This window comes from Methylocystis heyeri (assembly GCF_004802635.2).
Lineage (GTDB): Bacteria > Pseudomonadota > Alphaproteobacteria > Rhizobiales > Beijerinckiaceae > Methylocystis > Methylocystis heyeri.
In genome coordinates this window covers 988,441-1,011,340 of sequence record NZ_CP046052.1, presented here as the reverse complement: position 1 = coordinate 1,011,340, position 22,900 = coordinate 988,441, and the positions used below count along the sequence as shown (strand labels likewise).

At 63.6% G+C, this 22,900-nt stretch carries 21 protein-coding genes and 1 pseudogene; 14 read left to right on the top strand and 8 right to left on the bottom strand.

What is annotated here, in order from left to right:
* Window positions 1-59 precede the first annotated feature (59 nt).
* Window positions 60-281, bottom strand: a complete 222-nt coding sequence (locus tag H2LOC_RS04535; RefSeq protein ID WP_246207140.1) for a type II toxin-antitoxin system RelE/ParE family toxin — start codon at window positions 279-281, stop codon at window positions 60-62.
* 162 nt (window positions 282-443) lie between these two features.
* Here H2LOC_RS04535 and H2LOC_RS04530 point away from each other — a divergent pair, with 162 nt between their 5' ends.
* From H2LOC_RS04530 to H2LOC_RS04520, 3 genes and pseudogenes are all read left to right on the top strand, one after another.
* The gene (locus tag H2LOC_RS04530) at window positions 444-1,244 is read left to right on the top strand and encodes a TatD family hydrolase (protein ID WP_136495303.1); all 801 of its coding nucleotides are present in this window, start codon (window positions 444-446) and stop codon (window positions 1,242-1,244) included.
* Window positions 1,241-2,035 carry an MBL fold metallo-hydrolase gene (locus H2LOC_RS04525; RefSeq protein ID WP_136495302.1) on the top strand — a complete coding sequence of 265 codons (795 nt, stop codon included), beginning with the start codon at window positions 1,241-1,243 and terminating at the stop codon, window positions 2,033-2,035. Before H2LOC_RS04530 ends, H2LOC_RS04525 begins: the two co-directional genes overlap by 4 nt.
* Window positions 2,036-2,345: 310 nt before the next feature.
* Window positions 2,346-3,448, top strand: a pseudogene (locus H2LOC_RS04520) (ISNCY family transposase).
* A gap of 26 nt (window positions 3,449-3,474) precedes the next feature.
* Here the strand turns inward: H2LOC_RS04520 and H2LOC_RS04515 are convergent.
* Window positions 3,475-4,206, bottom strand: coding sequence for a sulfite exporter TauE/SafE family protein (locus H2LOC_RS04515; RefSeq protein ID WP_136495301.1), 732 nt, complete (start codon window positions 4,204-4,206; stop codon window positions 3,475-3,477).
* A 703-nt stretch (window positions 4,207-4,909) separates the two neighbouring features.
* Window positions 4,910-5,161 carry a hypothetical protein gene (locus H2LOC_RS21360; protein ID WP_246206982.1) on the bottom strand — a complete coding sequence of 84 codons (252 nt, stop codon included), beginning with the start codon at window positions 5,159-5,161 and terminating at the stop codon, window positions 4,910-4,912.
* Window positions 5,162-5,287: 126 nt separating this feature from the next.
* Between H2LOC_RS21360 and H2LOC_RS04510 the strand changes: the two genes are divergently transcribed.
* The 3 genes from H2LOC_RS04510 to lepB are packed head-to-tail and all read left to right on the top strand — an operon-like array spanning window position 5,288 to window position 6,989.
* Complete coding sequence (locus H2LOC_RS04510) at window positions 5,288-5,833, top strand: RNA polymerase sigma factor (RefSeq protein ID WP_162009695.1); 546 nt, start codon at window positions 5,288-5,290, stop codon at window positions 5,831-5,833.
* Window positions 5,826-6,041, top strand: a complete 216-nt coding sequence (locus tag H2LOC_RS04505) for a hypothetical protein (RefSeq protein WP_136495299.1) — start codon at window positions 5,826-5,828, stop codon at window positions 6,039-6,041. Before H2LOC_RS04510 ends, H2LOC_RS04505 begins: the two co-directional genes overlap by 8 nt.
* Before the next feature lie 27 nt (window positions 6,042-6,068).
* The gene (lepB, locus tag H2LOC_RS04500; RefSeq protein ID WP_136495298.1) at window positions 6,069-6,989 is read left to right on the top strand and encodes a signal peptidase I; all 921 of its coding nucleotides are present in this window, start codon (window positions 6,069-6,071) and stop codon (window positions 6,987-6,989) included.
* Window positions 6,990-7,063: 74 nt separating this feature from the next.
* Here lepB and H2LOC_RS04495 read toward each other — a convergent pair whose 3' ends face one another.
* Window positions 7,064-7,570 carry a P-loop nucleotide/nucleoside kinase family protein gene (locus H2LOC_RS04495; protein WP_136495297.1) on the bottom strand — a complete coding sequence of 169 codons (507 nt, stop codon included), beginning with the start codon at window positions 7,568-7,570 and terminating at the stop codon, window positions 7,064-7,066.
* Window positions 7,571-7,737: 167 nt separating this feature from the next.
* Here H2LOC_RS04495 and H2LOC_RS04490 point away from each other — a divergent pair, with 167 nt between their 5' ends.
* Window positions 7,738-8,592 carry an AraC family transcriptional regulator gene (locus H2LOC_RS04490; protein WP_136495296.1) on the top strand — a complete coding sequence of 285 codons (855 nt, stop codon included), beginning with the start codon at window positions 7,738-7,740 and terminating at the stop codon, window positions 8,590-8,592.
* A gap of 59 nt (window positions 8,593-8,651) precedes the next feature.
* Here the strand turns inward: H2LOC_RS04490 and H2LOC_RS04485 are convergent, their stop codons facing one another.
* On the bottom strand, window positions 8,652-9,590 hold the full coding sequence (locus H2LOC_RS04485) for a homocysteine S-methyltransferase family protein (RefSeq protein WP_162009694.1): 939 nt from the start codon (window positions 9,588-9,590) through the stop codon (window positions 8,652-8,654).
* Between the two features lie 946 nt (window positions 9,591-10,536).
* Between H2LOC_RS04485 and H2LOC_RS04480 the strand changes: the two genes are divergently transcribed.
* The 4 genes from H2LOC_RS04480 to prfH all read left to right on the top strand — a co-directional run bounded on the left by H2LOC_RS04480 (window position 10,537) and on the right by prfH (window position 13,616).
* Complete coding sequence (locus H2LOC_RS04480; RefSeq protein WP_136495294.1) at window positions 10,537-10,725, top strand: hypothetical protein; 189 nt, start codon at window positions 10,537-10,539, stop codon at window positions 10,723-10,725.
* Window positions 10,722-11,033, top strand: a complete 312-nt coding sequence (locus tag H2LOC_RS04475) for a PilZ domain-containing protein (protein WP_136495293.1) — start codon at window positions 10,722-10,724, stop codon at window positions 11,031-11,033. Before H2LOC_RS04480 ends, H2LOC_RS04475 begins: the two co-directional genes overlap by 4 nt.
* Window positions 11,034-11,862: 829 nt before the next feature.
* Window positions 11,863-12,987, top strand: a complete 1,125-nt coding sequence (locus H2LOC_RS04470) for an RNA ligase RtcB family protein (protein ID WP_136495292.1) — start codon at window positions 11,863-11,865, stop codon at window positions 12,985-12,987.
* The gene (prfH, locus tag H2LOC_RS04465) at window positions 12,984-13,616 is read left to right on the top strand and encodes a peptide chain release factor H (RefSeq protein ID WP_136495291.1); all 633 of its coding nucleotides are present in this window, start codon (window positions 12,984-12,986) and stop codon (window positions 13,614-13,616) included. Before H2LOC_RS04470 ends, prfH begins: the two co-directional genes overlap by 4 nt.
* Before the next feature lie 43 nt (window positions 13,617-13,659).
* Here the strand turns inward: prfH and H2LOC_RS04460 are convergent, their stop codons facing one another.
* Window positions 13,660-14,463, bottom strand: coding sequence for a hypothetical protein (locus H2LOC_RS04460; RefSeq protein WP_136495290.1), 804 nt, complete (start codon window positions 14,461-14,463; stop codon window positions 13,660-13,662).
* 178 nt (window positions 14,464-14,641) lie between these two features.
* On the opposite strand from H2LOC_RS04460, the gene H2LOC_RS04455 reads away from it, so the two are divergent.
* Window positions 14,642-14,971: a hypothetical protein gene (locus tag H2LOC_RS04455; protein ID WP_136495289.1), complete on the top strand. Its 330-nt coding sequence runs from the start codon at window positions 14,642-14,644 to the stop codon at window positions 14,969-14,971.
* Between the two features lie 94 nt (window positions 14,972-15,065).
* On the opposite strand, the gene metG is transcribed toward H2LOC_RS04455, so the two are convergent.
* Both metG and H2LOC_RS04445 read right to left on the bottom strand, forming a co-directional pair.
* Entirely contained in the window at window positions 15,066-16,634 is a 1,569-nt protein-coding gene (metG, locus tag H2LOC_RS04450) for a methionine--tRNA ligase (RefSeq protein WP_281350550.1), read from the bottom strand.
* 88 nt (window positions 16,635-16,722) lie between these two features.
* Entirely contained in the window at window positions 16,723-20,193 is a 3,471-nt protein-coding gene (locus H2LOC_RS04445) for a DUF3971 domain-containing protein (protein WP_246206981.1), read from the bottom strand.
* A gap of 264 nt (window positions 20,194-20,457) precedes the next feature.
* Between H2LOC_RS04445 and H2LOC_RS04440 the strand changes: the two genes are divergently transcribed.
* A complete protein-coding gene (locus H2LOC_RS04440) occupies window positions 20,458-20,940 on the top strand; it encodes a peroxiredoxin (protein ID WP_136495288.1) in 483 nt (160 codons plus the stop codon).
* Between the two features lie 168 nt (window positions 20,941-21,108).
* Window positions 21,109-22,800: a multicopper oxidase family protein gene (locus H2LOC_RS04435; protein WP_136495287.1), complete on the top strand. Its 1,692-nt coding sequence runs from the start codon at window positions 21,109-21,111 to the stop codon at window positions 22,798-22,800.
* Window positions 22,801-22,900 lie beyond the last annotated feature (100 nt).

Here is a 22,900-nt window from a genome sequence, read left to right as displayed (position 1 = left end):
GGAAAATGACAATGTTGTTTAGGCAGGGCGGCGCTCACTAGCCGCAGTGTCTTCGTGCCTTAATTGGGCGGCCGCCGTGCGCCGTGCCGAAACCGCAAAATGACAATTTCGTTGGCAGTCGCGCGATAATCCAAAAGGTAGGGATAAGGCGTGAGGATAATACGGCGCACCAAGGGGTTTCTCGTCTGACGTCCTGCAGCGGGATGCTCCTGCAATAGCGCCAGGATGGTCAAAAGCCGAGCGCGGATGCGCCGCGCGCTGGGGCGATTGCTCCGCGACATAGGCAAGCGCCGCGTCGATCGGCGCGACCGCGCGCTCGTTTGCGGAGCGGTGCATAATGCATCGGCAGCCGAGAGTGTAAACTGCGCTGTGTCTCGATAAACATCTAAAGGACGCTCCTCGCCGTCTTTCCTTTGGCCGCCGTCCCATAGTAAATGGCGGTTATGCTGATCGACACCCATTGCCATCTCGACTTTCCCGATTTCGCGCCCGAACAGGCCGAGATCGTCGCCCGCGCTCAGGCCGCCGGCGTCGGCCGATTGGTCACGATCTCGACCCATGTCGGAAAATTCGCCTCGATCGCGGCCATAGCCGAGCGCTATGAAAACGTGTTCTGCACCGTGGGCACGCATCCCAACCATGCGCTGGACGAGCCCGAGGCCAGCCCGGAGCAATTGGTCGAACTCGCCCAGCATCCAAAATGCGTCGCTTTCGGCGAGGCCGGGCTCGATTACCACTACAACCATGCGCCCAGGGAAACCGCGGCGCGGGTGTTCCGCAACCACATCGCTGCGGCGCGGATCGCCGGCCTTCCGCTCGTCATTCACACCCGAGACGCCGACGAAGATTGCGCCGCGATTCTCCGCGACGAAATGGGGAAGGGGGCTTTCACAGCCCTGCTCCATTGCTTCACCGCCTCGCGCGAACTGGCGCAGACCGCCGTCGAGCTCGGCCTTTACATCTCCTTTTCAGGCGTCGTGACCTTCAAGAACTCCCAGACCCTGCGGGAGGTCGCGGCGGAGGTTCCGCTGGAGCGCATGCTGGTCGAGACCGACGCGCCGTTTCTGGCGCCGACGCCCCATCGCGGCAAACGCAACGAGCCCGCCTATGTAGTGGAGACCGCCCGTATCCTCGCGGGCCTCAAGGGCGTCGGCGAGGCCGATTTCGCCGCCGCCACCACCGCCAATGCGGCTCGGCTGTTCGCCAAAATGCCGCCGCTGAGCCGCGCGGAGCTTGCCGCGTGACGCGTTCTGTCACCATCCTCGGCTGCAGTTCTTCGGGCGGCGTGCCGCGCGTCGGGCAGGGATGGGGCAAATGCGATCCCGCCAACCCGAAAAACCGGCGCCGGCGCTGCTCGATATTGATTTCTCAGGAGAACTCCGGCCAGCTCACCAATGTGCTGGTCGACACCTCGCCCGATCTGCGCGAGCAGCTCATCGACGCGGAAGTCAAGCGGCTCGACGCCATTCTCTACACCCATCCGCACGCCGACCACACCCATGGGGTCGACGACGTACGCGGCCTCGTCATCCTCAACGGCAGGCGCATACCCGCCTATATGGACGAGCCGACCTCGCGGATGATGACGACCAAATTCGACTACATCTTCGAGACCCCGCCGGGCAGCTTTTATCCGCCGCTGCTGACCGAGCACCGGCTGCATCTCGGCCGGCCGACTTTTCTGGACGGGGCCGGCGGAACCCTCGAGGCCACGCCGTTCCGGCTCGAACACGGCGAAATGGACGCGCTGGGCTTCCGCATCGGCGACATGGCCTATACGCCCGACCTGCACGCCATTCCGCCGGAGAGCGTCCAATATCTCGAAGGGCTGGATCTCTGGATCATCGACGCGCTGCGCCATCAGCGCCATGGATCGCATCTTTCGGTCAGCCAGGCGTTCGAATGGATCGAGCGCCTGAAGCCGCGCCGCGCCGTCCTGACCGACCTCCATGTCGATCTCGATTACGACGCGCTGTCGGCGATCTGTCCGCCCAATGTCACGCCGGCCTATGACGGCATGCAGATCGCGCTATAGGCGCCGTGGTCGCGGTTCCGGAAACTGGAATTCCAGGCGGCAGCTTCCAAAAATCCTGCTCGGTTGAAGGCGAGGCCGCCCAGGCCATCAAGCTCCCGTTATCCATGCCGCCAAACGGCGATGGCGCAGGCGCCGCTGCGCCGGTAGCCTTGGCGATTGGCGCGATGCCCCTTCCGCCCGGGGTGTGATTTTAGGTTCCATAATATAGATTATGCGAATGCATCGTGTAGCCGCAATATAGAAATGACACCCCTCCGCAAAGTTGAGATGGCGCTCGCCCGGGCGAGTCCCTCAACTGGAGACGGCGGGCATGGTGGTGTCGATGAGCGAGAAAGAGTTTTCGCGGCTCAGCGTTTTGATGGACACGCAGGCCGGTCGGCTGCGGATCGACGACGCGGCGCGGTTGCTCGAACTGAAGCGCCGACAGATTTTCCGCTTGTTGAAGGGCCTCCGAACGGATGGGGCCGCCAGCCTGGCGTCGAAACGCCGAGGCCGGACGAGCAACAACAAGCTCCCGGCCGCCGTGCGCGAACTGACGATGACGATCGTCAAAGAGCGCTATCCCGACTTCGGCCCGACCCTTGCGGCCCCGAGGTCACGCTGATCGCCTATATCGACGACGCGACGAGCCGCCTCCAGCACGCCGCCTTCGTGCCGTCGGAGTCGACCCTCGACTATATGCGCGAAACGCAAGCCTACATCGAGCGTCACGGTCGCCCCATTGCGTTTTATTCCGACAAGCACGCGATCTTCCGGGTCAACAACCGCGAGGCCGCCGGCGGCGACGGCATGACGCAGTTTGGGCGCGCGCTCGACGAGCTGAACATCGATATCATCTGCGCCAACAGCCCGCAGGCCAAGGGTCGCGTGGAGCGGTCGTTTGGGACGCTGCAAGATCGCCTGGTGAAGGAGCTCCGCCTCGCCGGCATATCCGATGCCGTCGGCGCCAACGCATTCCTGCCGGGCTTCCTGGCGCAGTACAACGCGCGCTTCGGTAAGCCGCCGCGCTCGGAAGAAGACGCTCACCGCCCGATTCAGCCGGGGTCTCCATTGGTGGACGTCTTTGCCTGGAAAGAAGAGCGCACGCTGACGAACAATCTGACGGTTCAGTATGACAAGGTTCTGTTCATGCTGGAGCCGAACGAGGTTACGCGTCCCCTCGCCCGCCAGCGCGTGACGATCGTCGATTATCCCGACGGTCGCATCGCGATCCGCCACAGTGGACGTGACCTGCCCTACCGAACCTTCGACAAGCTGCAAAAGGTCAACCAGGCGGCGATTGTCGAGAACAAGCGGCTGGGCGAGGTCTTGGCCTATGTCGCCGCCCGCCAAGCCGTGCTGACCGAAGGGCGCTCGAAGAAGGCGCCGCGCCGTCAGGGGCAGGCGGAGCGCCACATGTTCAAGCTCAACTGAGCGCAGGGACGCCACGTCCCATTATTTCAGCGGAGCAGGAGGCGCAGGCCGGCAAAAAGCAGAATGGCTGCGAGGACGTATTGGGTGGCGCGTTCCGACATCCAGCGCAGCGCGATCGTCGAACCGAGGATGGCCCCAGCAAGTGCGCCGACCGCATAAAGAGGCGCAGCGGGGCCTAGCCTCTGGCCTGCTAAGAGAACACCCAGCAGGCCGACCGCCGAGTTGCACAAGATGAATGGCGGGGAAAGCGCCGCTGCGCGCTTTGCAGACGCCCAACCGAGAGCGACGAGCATCGGCGCAAGAAATACGCCGCCCCCAACTCCGGTCAGTCCCGATAGCAAGCCGGAAGCTGCCCCCGCGAGGGCGGCGGGAAGCGACCGCACCGCCCGCGGTTCAACCGATTCCGCGTTACGCTTGAGGACCATCAGGAGGCCTGCCGTGACCAGCAACACACCTGTTAGCGTAAAATATTCTCGCGCGTCCAAGACAAGCAGTCCGCCGATGAAAGCCGTGACTATCGAAGGAACACTGAGGAAGGCGAGCGTCTTGATGTCGATGGCTCCCTTCCGGAGCAGTTGGGCCGTTGCATAACCGGCTGCGACGACATTCAGGAACAGCGCCGTCGGGCGCATTTCGGAAGCGGGGAATGACGCGAACGCCATAACAGCGACGAAGGCTGTCCCACCCGCCTGCCCTGCTGTGGCGTAGAGGAGCGAAACGGCCCCGATCAGGGATACGATGAGAGCGGCGTGCGTCATGTTCTCTTGTCGCGAACTCAACGGCTTGACGCAAGAGACAGATGACAATCTCTATCGATTCAATCGCGACCAGCCATTTCCGCGCAAGAGTCGACCCCCACAGTTCGGGATACGGCGAGTCTGGGGAATATTTAGGTTAGGCTAAAGCCGGTGGAAAAGCTCCGGGTTCGTTCGAGCCGCGCGTCTGCGCTTATCGAACGGCTACGCCGCGCGGCTCGAACCCCGGAGATTCGTGGTGCGGCGAAGAGTGTCATTTCAACTTTGCGGAAAAAGCGTCATTTCTGACTTGCGCTGACAGACGATCCGGCCCCCGCCCGGTTGATCGAGCACTTCCCCTTACAGATGGCGCTCATCCCAAGGCGGCCCGGCTTTCGAGCCCGACGGACGGCTTCAACCTTTCGAATTATCGCGAATATGGCGTGATCCAGCAGTAACTCGTCGCCAAACGACGTATTTCGCCGCGCTACGAGCCTATGCTGGACCTATTGGAGCAAGACGCGTCGCGGCTCGCATTCTTCACGAGCTGGGCAAAAAGGCCGAGGCGAGCGATGGACCCGGCCTCCATGCGGCTCATCGCGATCAACGGCATGCCACGGGCGCATCGCTATCCGGTCCCAAGGACCTGCCTTGCCCGATTTTTAGCGCATCTCCGCCGGACCGTCTGGCAAGCCTGCGAGATATGCAGCGATCGCCTCGACCGTTCTCACCGCGGCGGATGGCCGGCCTCGGTTCTGCCTAACCCAATATGCTCCGAAGCGATCATATCGAGATATTCGACAGCTCGCTTTTTCTCGGCGCCCCCAAGCAACAGGCTGGCGGCATGGAGGAGATATGCGTCGTATTCGTCCGCCGCCGGACCCCGCCAGCTTCGGTCGTCTATGGAGCGTATCCCGATCGGGTCCCATTCATCCCAGCCGATTTGCCGAAGCCGGCCAAGCTCTAATTTCGGGTTCATGAGCTAAGTTACGCCGCCTGCGTCTCGTGCTGCAACGCGCTCGTCGCCGCTTTCCCGACAATCCTTCTTCGCCCCTGTAACCTTTTCCTCGGCCGCCGGTATAACTCCCAGAACTGGAGCGGCGCCTTGGACAGCACCTCAAATCTTTGCAGAGCCGCCGCAGGCGATAGCGTCGCCTTCGCCCGCGTGGTCAAGGCGGAACAGGCTCGCGTGTTCGGCTTTCTCGGCCGGATGGGCCTCGACGCCGTAACCAGCGAAGACATTGCGCAGGAGGCCTTCTTGCGCGTGTGGCGCAGCGCCAAGAGCTTCGATCCGAGGCTGGGAGCGGCCTCGACCTGGATATTGACGATCGCCCGGAATCTGGCGCTCGGCCATCTCGGCGCTGCGGCACGCCGGCGCGAGAATTTCGACGAAGACGAAGTGCTTCAAGCGCCTTGTGGGGCGCCGCGTCCAGACGCCGTGCTTGAAGAAAAGCAAAGGCGCGCGAGGCTCGCCGCTGCGCTCGAGAGGCTGGCGCCGACGGAGCGCAGCCTGCTGGCCGCAAGCTACGATGAAGGCCTTGATCTTGCGGCGATCGCGCATCTCGAGGGCTGCTCGCCGGGCGCCGCGAAACTGCGGCTTCATCGCGCGCGGCTGAAGCTCAAACAAATTTTGGAGACCGACGATGGCTGACGACATCGACCAATTCTTCGCCGCGGCGGCGCATCGTCCGCCGCCGGGTTTCGCCGCGCGGGTCGCGGCCCTCGCGCTGGATTATCGCCAGGCTCCGGCGCCCCTGCCCCTGTGGCAGCGCGCCCTGCTTGCGGTAGGCGCCCTCGGCGGCGCGCTGTTCGCGGGCGAATTCGTACTGTTCGCTTTTGTCGCTGCGGTCGCGCGCTGACGCGACCTTTTCCATAGGAGTCCAGCCATGACAAACCTGACTTCGCCACAAAATGTTGCGCCGCGCCGGCCTCTCGTCGCCGCATTGCTTTCCACAGCCCTGCCCGGTCTCGGCCAGATCTATAACGGCGAGCTCAACAAGGGGCTGTGGCTGTTTCTCGGTTTCGCGCTCGGCGGCGCTGTCGGCGGGGTCTTCGCCACGCTCTATGCGCCGAGCGCGCTCATGGCGCCGCTGTTCGCTTTGGTTACGCTTCTCGCGCTCGGCATATGGCTCGGGTCGATCGTCGACGCCTGGCGGGTGGCGAGGCTCGGAGAACCCACGCCGCGGCGCGATTGGCAGGTCAGCGGGTTCTACGCCCTGCTCTTTCTGCTCGGCAACGCCGCGCTTTATTTCGGCCTCGTCAGCGGCGTGAACGCGCATCTGGTGCGCTCCTTCACCACCCCAGGCGCCAGCATGACCCCCTCCCTGCTGGGCGGCGATTACTTCCTGGTCGACATGCGCTACAATTGCCCGCTTTGCAAAGAGCATGTCGCGCGCGGCGACGTCGGCGTCTTCGTCTATCCAGACGACCGCACCTTCTATTACGTCAAACGCGTGATCGGCCTGCCGGGCGACCATATTGCGCTCCGGGGCCGCGAGCTTTTGGTTAACGGCGAGCGCGTCTCGAGCGCCGCGGTCGGCGACGGTGATCGGATCGTCGTCGCCGAGCAGTCGGGCGAGCGCAAATGGCGCGTGGAATGGATGAAGGACAAGAGCGCGCCCGACGTCGAATGGGTCATTCCGCCGGCATCGGTGTTCGTGCTCGGCGACAACCGCGACGAGACCAAGGACTCCCGCAGCTTCGGCTTCGTGCCGCTGGCCGATCTCGTCGGCAAGGCGCGCCAGATATGGTTCTCCAAAGGGCCTGCCGGCGTGCGCTGGGAACGCATTGGAAAGACGATCGATTAGCAGCGGCCTTGGCCTAGTCTCCGCCCGACAGGCGGAGTGGGCCAAGGGCGCTCGAAAAGCGCGGCCCACAAGGATTAATTCGTCGCGCTTCCGAATTCAGCAAGTTCCGCAGCTGTTGGCGCCTCCCAAATCGACTCGACAAAGTCGAACATCTCGCGCGTGACTTCGAATGGCAGCTGCCGGCTATCCCCGTGACCGGCGTTGCGGCGTTGAACCCGCCGCCACCGTTCCTCCGCCGAAACATCCAGAAAATGCATTTTGACCGTCAGCGACGCCTCTGCGGCAAGGCCTGCATAATGCGCGCGCTGTTTCGCGCTGCCGAAGCCCCAGTCCAGAACGACCGGCAAGCCGCGGGTCGCGGCGTCGGCCGCCGTCCGCCACATCTGAGAAAAGCAGCGCTCCACCCGCTCGATCGACCAGGCCGGGTCCAGAGGTTGGGGCGTATCCATCCAGAACAGCGCCGACATCCACTCGTCGATGGAAAATCGGGCGGCGCCGATCTCGTCGCAGAGCTTGACTGCGTATGTGGTCTTTCCGGCGCCGGTCGAGCCGCAAATGAAATGCACAGCGCCACGGGTCATAGCCGTTCCCCCACACGATCAAGCCGCGATTAAAATACACTCATCTTTAGGATCGGGGCGCGTTCGAATTTCGCGCCATCGCGGGCCCCGGGCGAAAGGACAGCAATTCCGGTCAGGACAGCCGCCCTCCGTTAGAGCACTCTCGCACCCGATTGAGGAGGAGAGAGATGAACGACAGCTATGGGGAGCGTTTCGCCAGAGTGCTCGATCATATCGAGCGGTGTCTCGGCGAGGAGCTTTCCGTCGAACGGCTCAGTCGCGAGGCGAATTTCTCGAAGTTCCACTTCCACCGACAGTTTTCGGCCTATGTCGGCGTCAGCGTCTCCCGCTATGTCCAGATTCTGCGGTTACGGAGAGCCTCGCGCCGGCTGGTGTTCGAACCGGACGCCAAGATCATCGACATCGCCTTCGAGGCGGGGTTCGAGACGCCGGAGTCTTTCTCGCGCGCCTTCAAGCGTGAATACGGCCAGACGCCTTCTCAATTCAGGAGCGCCCCTGCCTGGAAGCCATGGCGCGAAACCTATCAATTTCCGATTTCCGAGAGGAGAAGAAACATGGACGTCAGAATCGTCGATTTCGCCCAAACCAGGGTGGCGGCGCTGCAGCATCGCGGCCCGCCGGAACTGGTTAACGACTCCGCGCGAATATTCATCGAGTGGCGCAAGGAGAGCGGACTGTCGCCGAAAAACGCCAGCAAAACCTTCGGCGTTATTTACGACAACCCCGACACGACGGAGCCACAGGCTTTTCGCTTCGACATCTGCGGAGAGGTGGACGCCGATGTTCCGGCCAATCCGCAGGGCGTCGTGACTAAACTAATTCCCGGCGGCCGCTGCGCCGTGGCGCGTCACCTCGGCAGTCACGATCGCATTGGCGAATCCGCCTATTATCTCTACCGCGAATGGTTGCCGGGCAGCGGCGAGGAGCTGCGGGATTTCCCGCTGTTTTTCCACTATCTCAACCTGGTGTCGGAAACGCCGGAGCATGAATTGATCACCGACGTTTATCTGCCGCTCAAATAGATGAGCGTGCCTTGACAGCCGGAGGGCGCGTTTCGTCCGAGGCGCGCCGCTTCGCTCCCCTACCCCTCGCAGGATAGTTTTCGCGCCAGAGCCTCGATGTGGCCGCCGTCGGTGCCGCAACATCCGCCGACGAAGCGCAAGCCGAACCTGTCCCGAACACGCTTCACATTCTTGGCGAAAACCTCAGGCGGCTCCGTGATGAGCTCCGCGCTGCCGTCGAGTTCTTCGACCTCCCGATCGGCCGTATTGCCCTGAAACGCCAGAAGCCGCTCTATCGCTTTGGGATGGGTAGCCGCCACCGCCTCCAAAGCAGATTCCAGCGCGGCTGCGTGCACGCAATTTACGGAATAGCCGGCAGGCGCGCGGGCCGCCTCCGACTCGATGCGATCCATCGCCTCGCCGAGCGGCGTTCCATCCAGCACGACGCCCGAGCGCCGGATGACGAAACTGATGACGTAAGGGATGCGGGTTTGCGCCATCGCATCCGCGACGCCCAGCGCTTCATCCACATTGGGCGCGGTCGCGAGGTGAAAAAAATCTATTCCGGCCCCTGCGAGAGCCTCGACCTGCCAGCGATGAAACTCACGCGCGGCAGGCCTCGTGAGGCCTTCTTCCGGCCTGTAGGCGTCGCCGGAAGGGCCGAGGAGACCGCCGATGAAGATCGGGGCGCCGTCGCCGAAGGAGTCCCGCAATTCGTCGAGGAAACGCACATGATCCTCGTTGATCTGGCGTCCGCTGAAGGGCGAGGCTTCGACAGCGCGGCGGGAGCATCGCCAGGTGTCGGTGAAGATCAAGAGCGGCAGGCCCGCCGTCCGCGCCAGCCCCATATAGTCGCGGTGAATTTCACCGAGCCGGGCGTGGCCCGCGGCGTCGTAGATGAGCCCGCCATGGAGGATATGCGGATCGAGCGCCAGAGCTGGATCTCGCCGCACGCGCTCGAGCACGGCGCCTTCGGCGATCGCCGGCGTCCCCAAGGCCAGAAATTCCGTGAAGTCCATTTGGCTCCCGCTGGATCGTGGCTCCAGCCTCCTGCGCTCACCCGGAGCGCCATATACCGGTTCAATACGATAGGCTGCCGTCCCCGACGGGGCCGGAAAATTGATGAGCCCCCTCGCCTGCTCGCCCCTCCGATCAGCCATCGCGAAGCAGACCCCGCCCTGACTCCAACGCCGCCAAGGCGCTGCGCTTGGAATATGACGTCGCCGAGCCAATGCGTCGGGAGAGCCTCCAGCAGCGCGTGAGGAACCAGCGACAAACAATGAACAAATTACGAACTACCCTCTGTGAATAGCAAGCATAGCGGGGATAACCTGCATGCCCTCCCCTCCGAAATCGGAATCCCTTCATCGTTAGTAACGATTTTTGTTACTAACGATCCTTCGTCACTAACATTGCGTTACTCACGCTATCCGTTAATAACCATATGCGTTATTAACGGATAGCGCCGCCTTGAAACAGATGGATTATAGCCCGGTCCATTGCCGAGCGGGCGAGATCTGGAAAAGACGGTTTACGAGGGCGTTACACGGTCTCTCGGGCGATGCTCTCCTGGAGAGCCTGGTTCCGCGGAGCCAAGCGCCCCAAAACGAAGCGGTTGAAAACGCGAGAGGAAGAGACAAAGCGCAGGCGAAATCGCTTCTGTCGGATCGGATGCCCGACGCCGTAGCGCGTCAGAAGCGCCTCGGGAAATTGGCGGCGCAGGAACCGATCAATTGGAGCCCGCCCAGTCGCTCGAGCCGTCCAACCGATAAGAAATCTCTCTATATCACCGGCTTGGAGCGCATACTCGTCGCTGACGCAGCTCTACTTTCATGGAAAAGCGCCCGGCGACCTGATCAACCTTAATTTTTGGTATCGAAATTGATCGAAATTGACGGCTTCGCTGTCGCTGCCTCACTTCGAGACAGGATCGGCCCAGCTCTGCTCAATTTCGGAGATTTTTCAATGCCGAAACTCGGATTTTCGATCCACCCCGATTACGACGCCAGGCCCCGAGGTCCACTGCTGGCGCAAGGCGACCGGAGTCGGTCGCTCAATAAGATAGGCTGGGTTTTCGTCTTCGTCGGGGCGCTGTTTTGCTCGGTCGCAGCCTACTCGATGATCTTCGACGCGAGCTCGAATGCGGGGCAATGATGCGCGGAACCTTTGATGTCGAGAGGCGCGTCACGCAACGGAACCGCTGCTATCTCGGCGGCGTCATTCGATTTTCGGGGCTCTCGACTCTCGATTGTCTGGTTACCAACCTCAGCGCCGATGGGGCCAGGGTCGTCTGCTCTCAGCAGGCGATCTTGCCGTCGCTCGTTTTTCTGGAGATCACGAAGCGCCGGAAGATTTTCCAGGGGAATATAATCTGGAACGGCTACAACGAGTTCGGCATGAGATTCATCCGACACGACTATAGCGCGAAAATCATACCCTTTCCACAGCGCGTCCCATTATGAGGCGAGGTTTAAATCAACGGCCTGCCCAGGCGACGGTGTTTGATGCCGCCCTCCGTCTTTGCGAGGAGCGGTCCGAAAGTTCAATGTGGACGCATCTCGGGACGGCCCCTTTCCAGGGTTCGTTTGACCGCGGCCAGAAAAGCCGCCCTGTCGTCCCATGGCGCGGTCTCGACCGGCGCTGTCGTCACTCCTGCGTCGCCCCAGCTCGCCAGCGCAGTGCAGGTAGATGATCTTTTTCGCGCAAAAACAGACATGATGCCGCTCATTTACGACCCCAGCGTTCGTCTCGTCCAACTCCTTAACGGAACGATATCGCTTCCTTCGCTATGAACGAGAAGGCCATCTTTGCGCCTTTTACGCCCACCCGATCGCTGTTGAGCAGGGCTCCGAATTCAGGCTTCCAATTGGTTTACAACGGCGTCATGCCCGAGCTTGTCACGGGCATCCACGCCTTGCGGCCGCGCAGAGTCTCGAACAAAAGCGAAACATTGCCGCCTCGCTTGCTGCGTTTCGCGGTGTCCCGGCGTGGATGGCCGGGACGGAGCCCGGCCATGACGCGGATAGTAACGGTTCATTAATCTGAATTCGGAGCCCTGCGTTGTTGAACGGCCCTGTTGCCAATCCGCGCATTTTGTGCTCTACACGCGCTCCGCGTCGAGCATTCCGCTCCGCATCAAGGGAGACGAGCGATGACTTTTTCCGTTCGCTGCTCCGCCTGGAGCCCCCGGGTCTGATTTCTCGCGCAAGGCGGGAAATCTGGCCCATCCGGGCGCGCGCTGACGAAGTTTAGCGCGCCGGATTATCCTGTCTTTCTCTCAGGTATCTTCACATGGGCACTTCTCCCATCGTGGACGGCCGCGCGCCGATCCACGCCTTTTACTCGTCCAAATGCTGGATCGAGGGCGCCGCGCTGCGCCAATTGGAAACACTGGCTGAAATCCCCGGAATTCTCAGCGTCGCCGGCATGCCGGATCTGCATCCGGGAAAATTCGGGCCGGTCGGCTGCGCCATCCTCGCCAGCCACATCCATCCGGCTTTCATCGGGTCGGACGCCGGCTGCGGCATGGCGCTGTTCGCATTGGACGCGCCGGCCCGCAAGCTGCGCGTCGAAAAGGCCGCCGAACGGCTGCGCCAGATCGAGCGACCCTATGACGTCGACATCGGGAGCCAAATCGAGGCGGCCGGTCTGCCCCCTTCCCCCTTCGACGCCTCGCTCGGGACCATCGGCGGCGGCAACCACTTCTGCGAGCTGCAAGCGGTCGAGGAGGTTTTTGACGCCTCCTTCGGCGTCGACCGCGACCGCGCCTATGTCCTCGCCCACTCCGGATCGCGCGGCCTCGGCCACGCGCTGATGGAGGAGCGCATGTCGAAAGGGCTCGGGCCGATCGACCCCGCCAGCGAGGACGGGCGCGACTATATGCGCGCCCATGATCACGCCCTGCGCTGGGCGTCTGCCAACCGCGGGCTCATTGCGCAACGGGCGGCGCAGGCCCTGCGTTGCGAAGCCGAGCTCGTGTCGGAGTGCTCGCACAACTGCGTCGCCTGCGGGGCCGAAGGCGTGCTGCACCGGAAGGGAGCGGCGCCCGCGGATCGAGGCTTGGTAGTCGTGCCCGGCTCCCGCGGCGCGCTGTCCTATCTCGTGGCGCCGCTGCCCGATGCCCCGCCACGGGCGCTCGCCTCGCTCGCCCATGGCGCCGGCCGCAAATATGACCGCTCCTCCATGGCGGGACGGGTCGGCGCGACCAAATCGGATCGCGAGCGGCTCAGGCGCAATCCTTTCGGCGGAAGGGTGATCTGCGAGGATCGCGCGCTGCTCGTCGAAGAGGCGCCCGAGGCCTACAAGCCGATAGAAGGGGTGATCGCGGATCTCGAAAGCTTTGGCCTCGCGCGCGTCGTCGCCTCTTTCCGGCCGATGGTCACGGTGAAAAAGGCGGTCGAGGAGGCGCGCCGATGATCCGCCTGCTCTTCACATCGGGTTGGGGGCCTGCGGAATGCCGCATGGCCCTCGCCCACGCTTTGCGGCGGGTGGCGGCCGAGGCCGAGGTGGCGGATTGCGACTGCGCCATCGCGCCGCTGGCGGAAAACCAGGACCGGCATGGCCCCGGCGCCGCCATCGTCGTTCTCGCCGGCGCCGCCGAGTCCGAAATAGCCGGACGCTGGACCTCGGGCTCCGTGCAATGGGTGCATAAAAGCCCGCTGCGGCCGGGGCTCGCGCGAAAGAACTGGTTCATCGGCGTGTTCGAGCTGCCTTCGCCGGAGGAAGGGAAGGCGCCCGATCGGTCCGATATCCGGTTCGAAAGCTTCCGCGCCGGCGGACCGGGCGGCCAGCATCAGAACAAGACCGAAAGCGCCGTGCGCGCCATCCATGCGCCGACCGGGCTTTCCGCCACGGCGAGGGATGGGCGGTCTCAGCATCGCAACAAGGCGCTCGCGATGGAGCGTCTCGAAGCGCTGCTGAACGCCAGGGCGCAAGTCCAGCGCGAAGGCGAGACGCGCTTGATTCATGCGACGCATCGAAAAGTGGAGCGCGGCGCCGCCGGCCTTCGCTTCGAGGGGCCGGATTTCAGGCCGGCGGCGCGATGACCTGTGAGGCGGAGCCGGAGAAACCCGGCTCCACCCTCAACCCTCAAAACCGCGCCCAGAGCGCGCTGATCACGCCCCGCTCGGCGGGCGAATTCACGCCCATCGGCGCATCGACAAAGCCGAGCTGGACAGAAAAGGTGGCGTCGATGTCATAGACGCCGCTGATCTGGAATTTCTGCGCAGCGACGCCGCCCGACGCGCTCCGCGACAGCGACAGGGCAGTGAAGCTCTGGGCCAGCACCATGAAGCGCGGCGCGGGCCGCAGCCCCGCGGTCAGATCGATGCGGGCTTCGTCCCCGTTCTGCCCCGCCGTGCGGAAGCCGAACTGGGCGTCGCAGAAAGCGTCGAGATCCATCAGCCGGAAGCCCCGGAAAAACTGAAGCCTCGCGTCGAACTGCTGTCTTTCCTTCATGTCGAGGAAGGTCTGCGCGCTATGCGAGGACGCCGCGCGCAGGCCGGCCTGCAGCGAAACGAACACCCCTTCCACTTCGGTTATCGGGACGCGCCCAGCTAAGGCGCCGAGGCCGAGGCCGCTGTAACGGGGCGCATCGGGCGCCGCGAGCGAGGCTTGCCCCCGCGAGCCGTGAAAATCCATCGCGCTCGCCTCTGCGGCCACCGTCAGCCATCCGGCGGCGCCGTATTCGAGATAGGCCTGCGTTTCGAATTTGTGATAGGGCGGCGTCTTTATCAGCCTGCCGCGCCGGTCATAGGCGTCGTTGGCGTCGGCGAAGGTCGTCGTGACGATGAGCAGGCCCTCGCCCTCGGGCGCGAGCAAAGCGCCCGCTCCCGCCGGCGTCGTCAGCGCCGACAGGCCCCATAAAAGCGCCGGCCAATAACGCTTCGACACGGGATCAACTCAACCCTACGCAATCTTATTCTTAATAGACGCTTAACCTTCAGCTTTGGCAATAGCTGTTTCGCGCCCGGAGCGGCGAAGGCCGATTTCCTCCGCAATCACGCGGCCGGCGACAAATCCGCGGACAGCGCCTATCAATGCTTTCGATAACTCGATACGGGGAAGCATCGTGACCACTGATAAAACCGAGAGGTCGACGGCGGAGCTGGATTCCTGGGTTGGTCGTTGGGTCTGCGTCGACCAATGGAACCACAATATAGTTATTGCGATCTCCAAAACAGACGATGGACTCGATGTCCAAGCCTTTGACCCGAATGATGGAGAAGTGGCCGAAATATACGATCCGAGACTGGTGGGAGATGTATTTTTGTTTTCGGCGCACTGGTCGACCGGCCAGTTCACCAAATACAGGGTTCGCCAGCTTGGCGATGAGCTGGAAATTATATTTACCTATACCGACGCCACTCATTACAAGAGAGACTTAAGCCATCAGCACTAGGTTTATCTTCACCCTTGTCGATGCTCTGAGGCAGAGGCCGAAGTCGGCTTGGCGCCGCCCGCAATCCCTCGCGAGCGGCTCGACCCGCCGCCCCTCACGGGTTTGAGGCGCTTTCCTCCTCCACAAATCGCGGGAATATCGGAGCCGGGGCCGGCAGCGGCGCGCCCGAAACCAACGCATGGTCGGCGCTGGCGTGGATGAATTCGCGCGCCTCGAGCGGCACGGCGAGGAGATCGAGCAGAGCCCCTGCCCCCGCAGGGATGAAGGCCTGCAGCGGGATCGCCAGCCGCCGCAGCGTCTCGGCGGTGACGTAGAGGATCGTCTCCATGCGCGCCGGATCGGACTTCTTTTTCGCCCAGGGCTCCTGACTCGCGAAATAGCGATTGGCCTCGGCGACGACCCGGAAAATCTCGGCCAGCGCATGGTCGGGCCGGTAGGCGTCCATGGCGCGGCGCGCGAGTTCAACGACGCCGCCGGATTCATTGAGGATCCTGGCGTCTTCTTCCAGCGTCTCGTGAAGGCGCGGAACCGCGCCGCCGCAGTTCTTGGCGATCATGGAGAGCGAGCGCTGGGCGAGATTGCCGAGGTCGTTGGCGAGGTCGGCGTTGATGCGGTTGACGATCGCCTCATGCGAATAATTGCCGTCCTGTCCGAAGGGAATTTCGCGCAGGAAGAAATAGCGCAGTTGATCGACGCCATAGCGCTCGGCGAGCTCGATGGGATCGACCACATTGCCGACCGACTTCGACATTTTCTCGCCGCGGCTGAACAGGAAGCCGTGTACGACGATTTTCTCGGGCAGAGGCGCGCTCGCGGAGAGCAGGAAAGCCGGCCAGAAAATGGCGTGGAAACGGGTGATGTCCTTGCCGATGACATGGGCGTCGGCGGGCCAGAAACGGACTCGGTCGCCCTGCCCGGTGAGCCAGCCGGTCGCGGTGATGTAATTGGTCAGGGCGTCGACCCAGACATACATCACATGGCTGGAGCTGGTCTGGGGGCTGGCCGGTATCGGAATGCCCCAGTCGAAGGTCGTGCGCGAGATGGAAAGATCGGCGAGGCCGCGCTTTACGAAGGCGACGATTTCATTCTTGTAATGCTCGGGCGTGATGAAATCGGGATGCGACTCGTAATGAGCGAGCAGCTTTTCGCCATAGGCCGAGAGCCGGAAGAACCAGCTCTCCTCCTCGACCCATTCGACCGGCGTGCCGGTGGGGGCGTATTTCTTGCCGTCCCGCTCGGTCAATTCGCCTTCGTCGTAATAGGCTTCGTCGCGCACCGAATACCATCCCGCATATTTCGCGAGATAGATGTCGCCGTTCGCCTCCATGCGACGCCATATTTCCAGCGCCGCCTGCTTGTGGCGCTCCTGGGTCGTGCGCACGATGTCGTCGGCGCGGGCGTTCAGAACCTCGCCCATCCGTTCGAACTGCGCCGCGGTGCGGTCGGCGAGCCCTTGCGGCGTCAGCCCTTCGCGTTCGGCCGTGCGCTGCATCTTCTGGCCGTGCTCGTCCATGCCGGTGACGAACAGGACATCGAAGCCCTCCAGGCGCTTCCACCTTGCGAAAGCGTCGGTGGCGATGCGCTCATAGGCATGGCCGATGTGGGGCGCGCCGTTCGCATAAGGAATGGCGGTCGAGATCATATAGGTCGGGCGCTGCGTCATAGGCGCGGGTTTACCGCGCTTTCGCGGCGCGGGAAAGCGGATAGAGCGTCTGCGAGCCGGTTCCGGTCCGCAACCGGGAAGACTGAGGTCAGCGGCCGGGCTCCGGCGGACTCGCGGTGTTGTCCATCACGCCCATGATCTTGCGAAACAGCCCCGGGGTCAGGGCCGAAAGCGGATTGACCCTCACGGTCGGAGAACCCAGCGCGCCGGTGACGCGATAATTGAGCGCAAATATTCCCTCATGCGCTCCCCCGGTGAGTATCTGCCCGAACACCGGTATATTGGAGACCAGATTGTTCAGCCCGTAGACCGGCACATAGGAGCCGCCGATGTCCACGGTCTCCCGCGACATGTCGATATAGCCGTCGAAAGACAATCCCATTTCGGGACCCGACATGATGCCGTCGCGCAGCGACAACCTGCCTCCGGACCACATGAAACCGGCCTGGAGGCGCTGGACTCGGACCGATTCCGGGTCGAATCTGAAGCCGCCCTTGTCGTCGACTCTCGACGCGCCCTGAGACATCAGCTGGCGCATGGCCGGCTCGTTCTTGAGGTAGAAGTCGCGAATGGTCACTACGCCGTCGGAACGGCCCTGGCCCAGCTGAATTCTGGCGCCCAGCATCCCCGAGTCCATGCGCCCGTAGAGATCCAGGAAAGACAGGAGCGCGCCGCCGTCGGCGGTGGATATCTCGATCTGGGGCGTCGCCGCGTCGCCCCGGCTCAACGCGACCGAAAGTGGCTCGCGCCCGAAATTGCCCGAGAGCGCAAATTGCCGGACGCGTCCCCCCTTGCGCTCCCATTTGAGGTCGACGTTCGACAGTATCTGCTTGCCGAATCCGGAGACGATCGGCGACTTCAGGTCGAGATCGAGATCGTCGAAGGAAATGGCCGCCGCCTTGCCGCCGCCCTGCGACGGCTTCTCGCTGACTGTCGAGGTGAGGCCGCGCAGCACGGCACGCGCATCGAGATTGGTTCCACGCACGGAGAGCTTCAGACCTTCCCCAGCGCGCTGGACTTCGACCCGCGCCTCGTCCCCGGGCGAAAGGCGGAACTGCGAGAACTTCGCCGAGCGAAACGCCCCTTCCTTGGAAAGATCGACCACGCCGGCGATCTGGGTGGGGCCGGTTTCGAATGTAAAGCGCTCGAGCGTCACGCCTTCCGGCCGTTTCGAGAAGGTGAATTGCGCCTTCGCCGGTTTGCCCGCCGGTTTGGCGACGCCGGGCAGGATATTGTCCAGGGACGCGCGCGAAAGGTCGAGTTCAACGGGGGTTTCGGCCTCGTTGAAAGGCAGGTTCGTCTTCACCAGCGCCACCACCGGGCCCGAGACCCCCGGAAGCGCGAAGCCCGCCTTGGCGCGCGCAGCGTCGTCCAGGACGAGGGAAAGCTGCGCCTGGGTCGGCGCTCCTTCTCCCGGCGCGCGCTTCAGGTCTATGGTGGCCGACCCCCCATACAGCCGCCCGCCGCCCGTGACCTTCAGACCCGAAGCCGGATCGTCGACGATGTTGAGCGCCGCGCCCTCGAGCCGTTCCGCGCCGAAAAAGCGCTCGATCGATAGATTGAACGCATTGGCTTCCACCGCCACGACCGTGCGGTCGGCCCGCGCATTGTCGCCGATTTCGAGATCGGCGTGCAGGCGGCCCTCGATCTGTCCCTTGAGCTGCGACGGCTCGAGGGGAAGACGCACCAGAGGCGCAAGACTCGGAATGGACACGATTTCGGCCGCGGCCTCGACGCCGCCCGCAAGACGAAGGTCGAGCGTCGACGGAGACGGCTTCACGGAGTTGTCCGCGATCGCCAGGCGCCCTTCGCTCAGATTGATGCGATGCTCGTGATGCGTGTCCAGATAGCCGCTCGCCCCGTCCAGGCTGAATGTCCTTCCGGTCTGGTGCAGATGCGCCGCAAGGACTGTGACCGGCGGCAATCCGGGAATGAGATCGACGAGGGAGACGTTCACGACTTCGGCTTCGCCGTGAATCGCCGCGTCGGTCGGCGGATTTTCGTAGCGCATCGCCACCATGTCGGACTGGGTGAAATCCGCCTTGAACTCCCCTCGCCTGATGATTCCGGCCGGCGCATGTTCGGTGAGCCAATATCTGACCGGCGCGGCGGCGTGGGTCGGCGCGAGCCGGGTCAAGGCGCCGATCTGGGTGTTCTCCAGATTGATCCCATAAGCGACATGCGGGCTGGAGACCCAATCGATCACCGCCGAGCCGGTCACGTTGGCCTCCGGAGAGCCGAGTTCGAAGCGGGTGAGCTCGAACTTCTGCCGGGCGAGCGAAAGCTGCAGCCTCATCTCGGACCGGTCTATATGAAGCGGCTGCTGTCCTGGCCGCTCGGGCGCCAGCACGGTCGGCTTGGCGAGGCGAAACGAGGCCTTCCAGAGATCGGAAGCCGGATTTTCCTGCCCTGCCCCGATGTCCGGAGGCGGCGGAGCCACCGCGCCCTCGATGGCGAGATCCAGAACCGCCGTCTTTACGATCACGGGAGAAACGACGAACTGGCGGTTCGCCGCGTCCCAATGCGCGGCGCCCGAGAGCTCGGTTATCATGACAGGCTCGAAATCGGGCTCCTCCAGCCGAAAGAATCCCTTGCCGAGGCGCAAGGCGCCGCCGGCCTCCAACACCCGGCCTCCGGCGCCGAGAACGTAATGCAGCTTCGCGGAGAAGCGCGAATCCGTATCGAAGGGCAGCTTGCGCAAGCCCCCGAGCAGCGCGATGTCGTCGAGGGTGAAACTCTGGGCCTGCGCGTCGAAATCGCGGCGTGAGCCGGGCAGCCCATGCGCCGAGGCCGAAATCGACCAGCGCCGGCCGCCGGCGTTCGCCCCGAGGGTGAACTTCATGCCGCCGGGGCTTTTATCCAGGCTGAGCGCAAGATCGTCGTAGCTGATGACCCGGTCGACCGTGCGGTCGTCGATGACGAGCCGTCCGTGCGAGATTCCCACCCGGTCGATCGCGCCTATCGCGCTGTCGGGATTGGTCGAGAGATCGCTGAGAATCCTGAGCGCGGCGCCGGCGCGGCCCAGCAGTTTGGAGCCCTCGACCGGAATATCCGGGTCCGGCTTCGCAGCATCGTCGCCGGGCGCCGGGACCTGGGGGGCATGCGCCGGCAATTCCTGAGGCGGCGCGCCGGCGGAGATGGTCACCCGGCCATCCGGCAGGACGGACAGGCGCAATTCGAGGTCGAGCATCTCCAGTCGGTGCGGCTTGATCCGGCCGGACAGCAGCGAGGAGAGATCGACCGATATTTCGGCGCGGGGCGCGGCCACGATGAGGCGGTCCTGGCATTTGACCGTGAGCCCCTGGATGGTCAGCGTCGGACCGTGATCCGTGTTGGCTACGGCGACGCCCTTCAGCCCGAAGGCGTAGCGGCCGGCGTAAAGCTCGTCCAGCGAACGCACGATTGTCGGCGCCAGCCAGTCGAATCCGATGGGTCCGCGCGAAAGGGCGGTCAGGAAAACGCCTGCCGCCATGCTCAGAATCAGCAATATCCCGATTCCGATCCCGCCCGCGCCGCGCACGAACCGACGTGCGCCCGCCGACAGGCGCGGTCTTCGCAACCTGAACTCCGTTGCGCCGAAGTCTCGATCCGCCTCGCCTTCTTGCCCGGCCTGCCGCTCGTTTATCAATCGTCCCCGCTACTTGATCGCTTCCCGCGCTCCGCGGAAGATCCCGAGCCCATGGCCGCTAACCCAAAAGGATGGCGCCATTTCGTCTCACGCTGAAAAAATGGGCTGTAACCGCCTAGCTTTGGCGCTTGCCTAAAACGGGCCGCTTTGCAAACTGCTCAAGGATAGGATTTCTCCTTTGGAAGGGAAAGCGCGATGACCACTGCAGCGACAGTCGCTCTCGAAGAAGGCGGCGCCGCGCCGATTTTCACACTTCCCGGCGCCGGGGGCGAGAGCGTGTCTCTCGCAGACTTCCGCGGCAGAAAGCTCGCGCTCTATTTCTACCCCAAGGACGATACCTCCGGCTGCACCAAGGAGGCTATCGAATTCAACGCCCTGCAAAAAGAATTCGCCGAGGCCGGAACCGCGATCCTGGGCATGTCCCCCGATTCGCCCAAGAAACACGACAAATTCCGCGAGAAATACGAACTCTCGATCCCCCTCGCCGCCGACGAGGCCAAGGAGGCGCTCGCGGCCTATGGGGTGTGGGTCGAGAAAAGCATGTACGGGCGCAAATACATGGGGGTCGAGCGCACGACTTTCCTCATCGGCCCCGACGGGAAGATCGCCAAAATCTGGCGGAAGGTGAAAGTGCCCGGCCACGCCGAAGCGGTCCTCGCGGCGGCGAAGGCGCTTTAGACGCACGCACCAACCCGACTCTTGTCGTCCGAACGATCCCGTTCGTGCGGACGAATGCGAGCGCCTGGACCAATCTGCCGCAGTTTCGCCGCCGACGCCGAATCGCCAAATAAGACGTAGCCCTCGCTCTGGAGGGCTACGCTTTCGAGTCGCGCCAGGGGATGAAAAATGCCGAAAACAACCTTCTTCTCCCGCCGGGAGCTGCTTTCGGGCGCTGCCGGAGTCTGCGCGTCGCTCGCCGTCCCCGGCGTCGGCCGCGCCGATATGGCCATGAAGAAAATTCCGCCCCGGCAGGCCTCGGAGAGTTTTCGTCCCGACGTCGATCTGGAACTCGTAGCCAGGCCCGGCTCCGCGCCGATCCTGCCGGGACCGGAGACAAAGGTCTGGCGCTACGACGCCACCTTGCTCACCGGGCCGGAAAACACGCTGACGCCGCTCGCGAACAGCTATCTCGGCCCAGTCCTGCGCTTCTCGCGAGGCCAGAAGATTCGCATTCGCCTGCGCAACGAATTGCCTGAACGGCACATCACCCATTGGCACGGCCTGCATGTTCCCGAAGCGATGGACGGCCATCCGGATTACGCCTTCGATCCGGGCGAGACCTATGTCTACGAATTCGAAATGCTCAATCGGGCGGGCATGAACCTCTACCATCCGCATCCGCATGAGGCGACCGCGACGCAGGTTTACCGCGGACTGGCCGGCGCGATCATCGTCGACGACGAGGAAGAACGCGCCCTCGGACTTCCCTCGGGGGAATTCGAACTCCCGCTCGTCATACAGGACCGCACCCTCGACGACGCCAATCAGCTGATTTACGGCGGCGGCATGCATATGAGCATGTTCGGCTTTTATGGCCGGCGCATTCTGGTCAACGGTCGAGCCGATGCGCGCTTCGACGTTGCGAGCCGCGCCTATCGGCTCCGCGTGCTGAACGCCTCCAACGCCCGCGTTTATAAGCTGGCCTGGGACGACGGCGCGCCCGTCACCGTGCTCGGCGTCGACGGCGGCCTCCTGGAGGCGCCCGAAACCAGGCCCTATGTCATGCTGGCGCCGGGGGAGCGGCTCGACATATGGGCGGATTTCTCGGGCCGCCCGATCGGCTCCACGCTGACCCTGCGCAGCGCCAGGTTCTACGGCGCGCTGCCCCGCATGGCCGAAAGAATGATGGGCGGCGCCATGATGGAGCAAGGCCTTGCGCCCGGAGGCGATTACCCGATCGCGGTTTTCAACGTCGCGCGCGCCGCGGACGTCGGCGCGGTCTTGCCGAAGTCGCTGGCGAAGCTCCTCCCCCGCCGGCGCCTCGAGGAGGCCGCCAATGCCGACAATCCGGCGGCGATCAAGATTTCCGAAGCGCCCATGAACATGTTGCTCAATGGCCGGGCCTACGGCGACGACATCCAGCCGGGCGAGCGCTTCCCCGTGGACAGCCTGCAACTCATCGACATTTTCCACGACCACGGCGCTGGGGCGATGGGCGGAATGGGAACGATGGGGAACTGCGGCATGGGCGGCATGCGCGGCATGGGAATGGGCGGAATGGGAATGGGCGGCGGCGGAGGCATGGGCGGAATGATGGGCGGCGGGTGCGGGATGATGTTCTCCATGCCCCACCCCATTCATCTCCACGGCCAGCAGTTCCAGATCGTCAGCCGGAGTTTCGAGGGCGACGACGAGGCCTATGCCTCGCTGCGCGAAGGCTTCGTGGATAGCGGCCTCAAGGACACGGTTCTCGTGTTCCCCGGCGAAAAGCTTAGAATCCTGAAGCCTTTCGGCGACTTCAAGGGCCGCTTCATGTTCCACTGCCACATACTGGAACATGAAGACATGGGCATGATGCGGCAGTTTCTGGTGGAATGAGCCGAGCGCCGCACCCGCGCTGTCCCATTCATGCAGTTGCAGGCGGGGCCGGCCCGGCCGGCCCTACCGAATGATCGCCACCGCGACACGCAATCGGCTG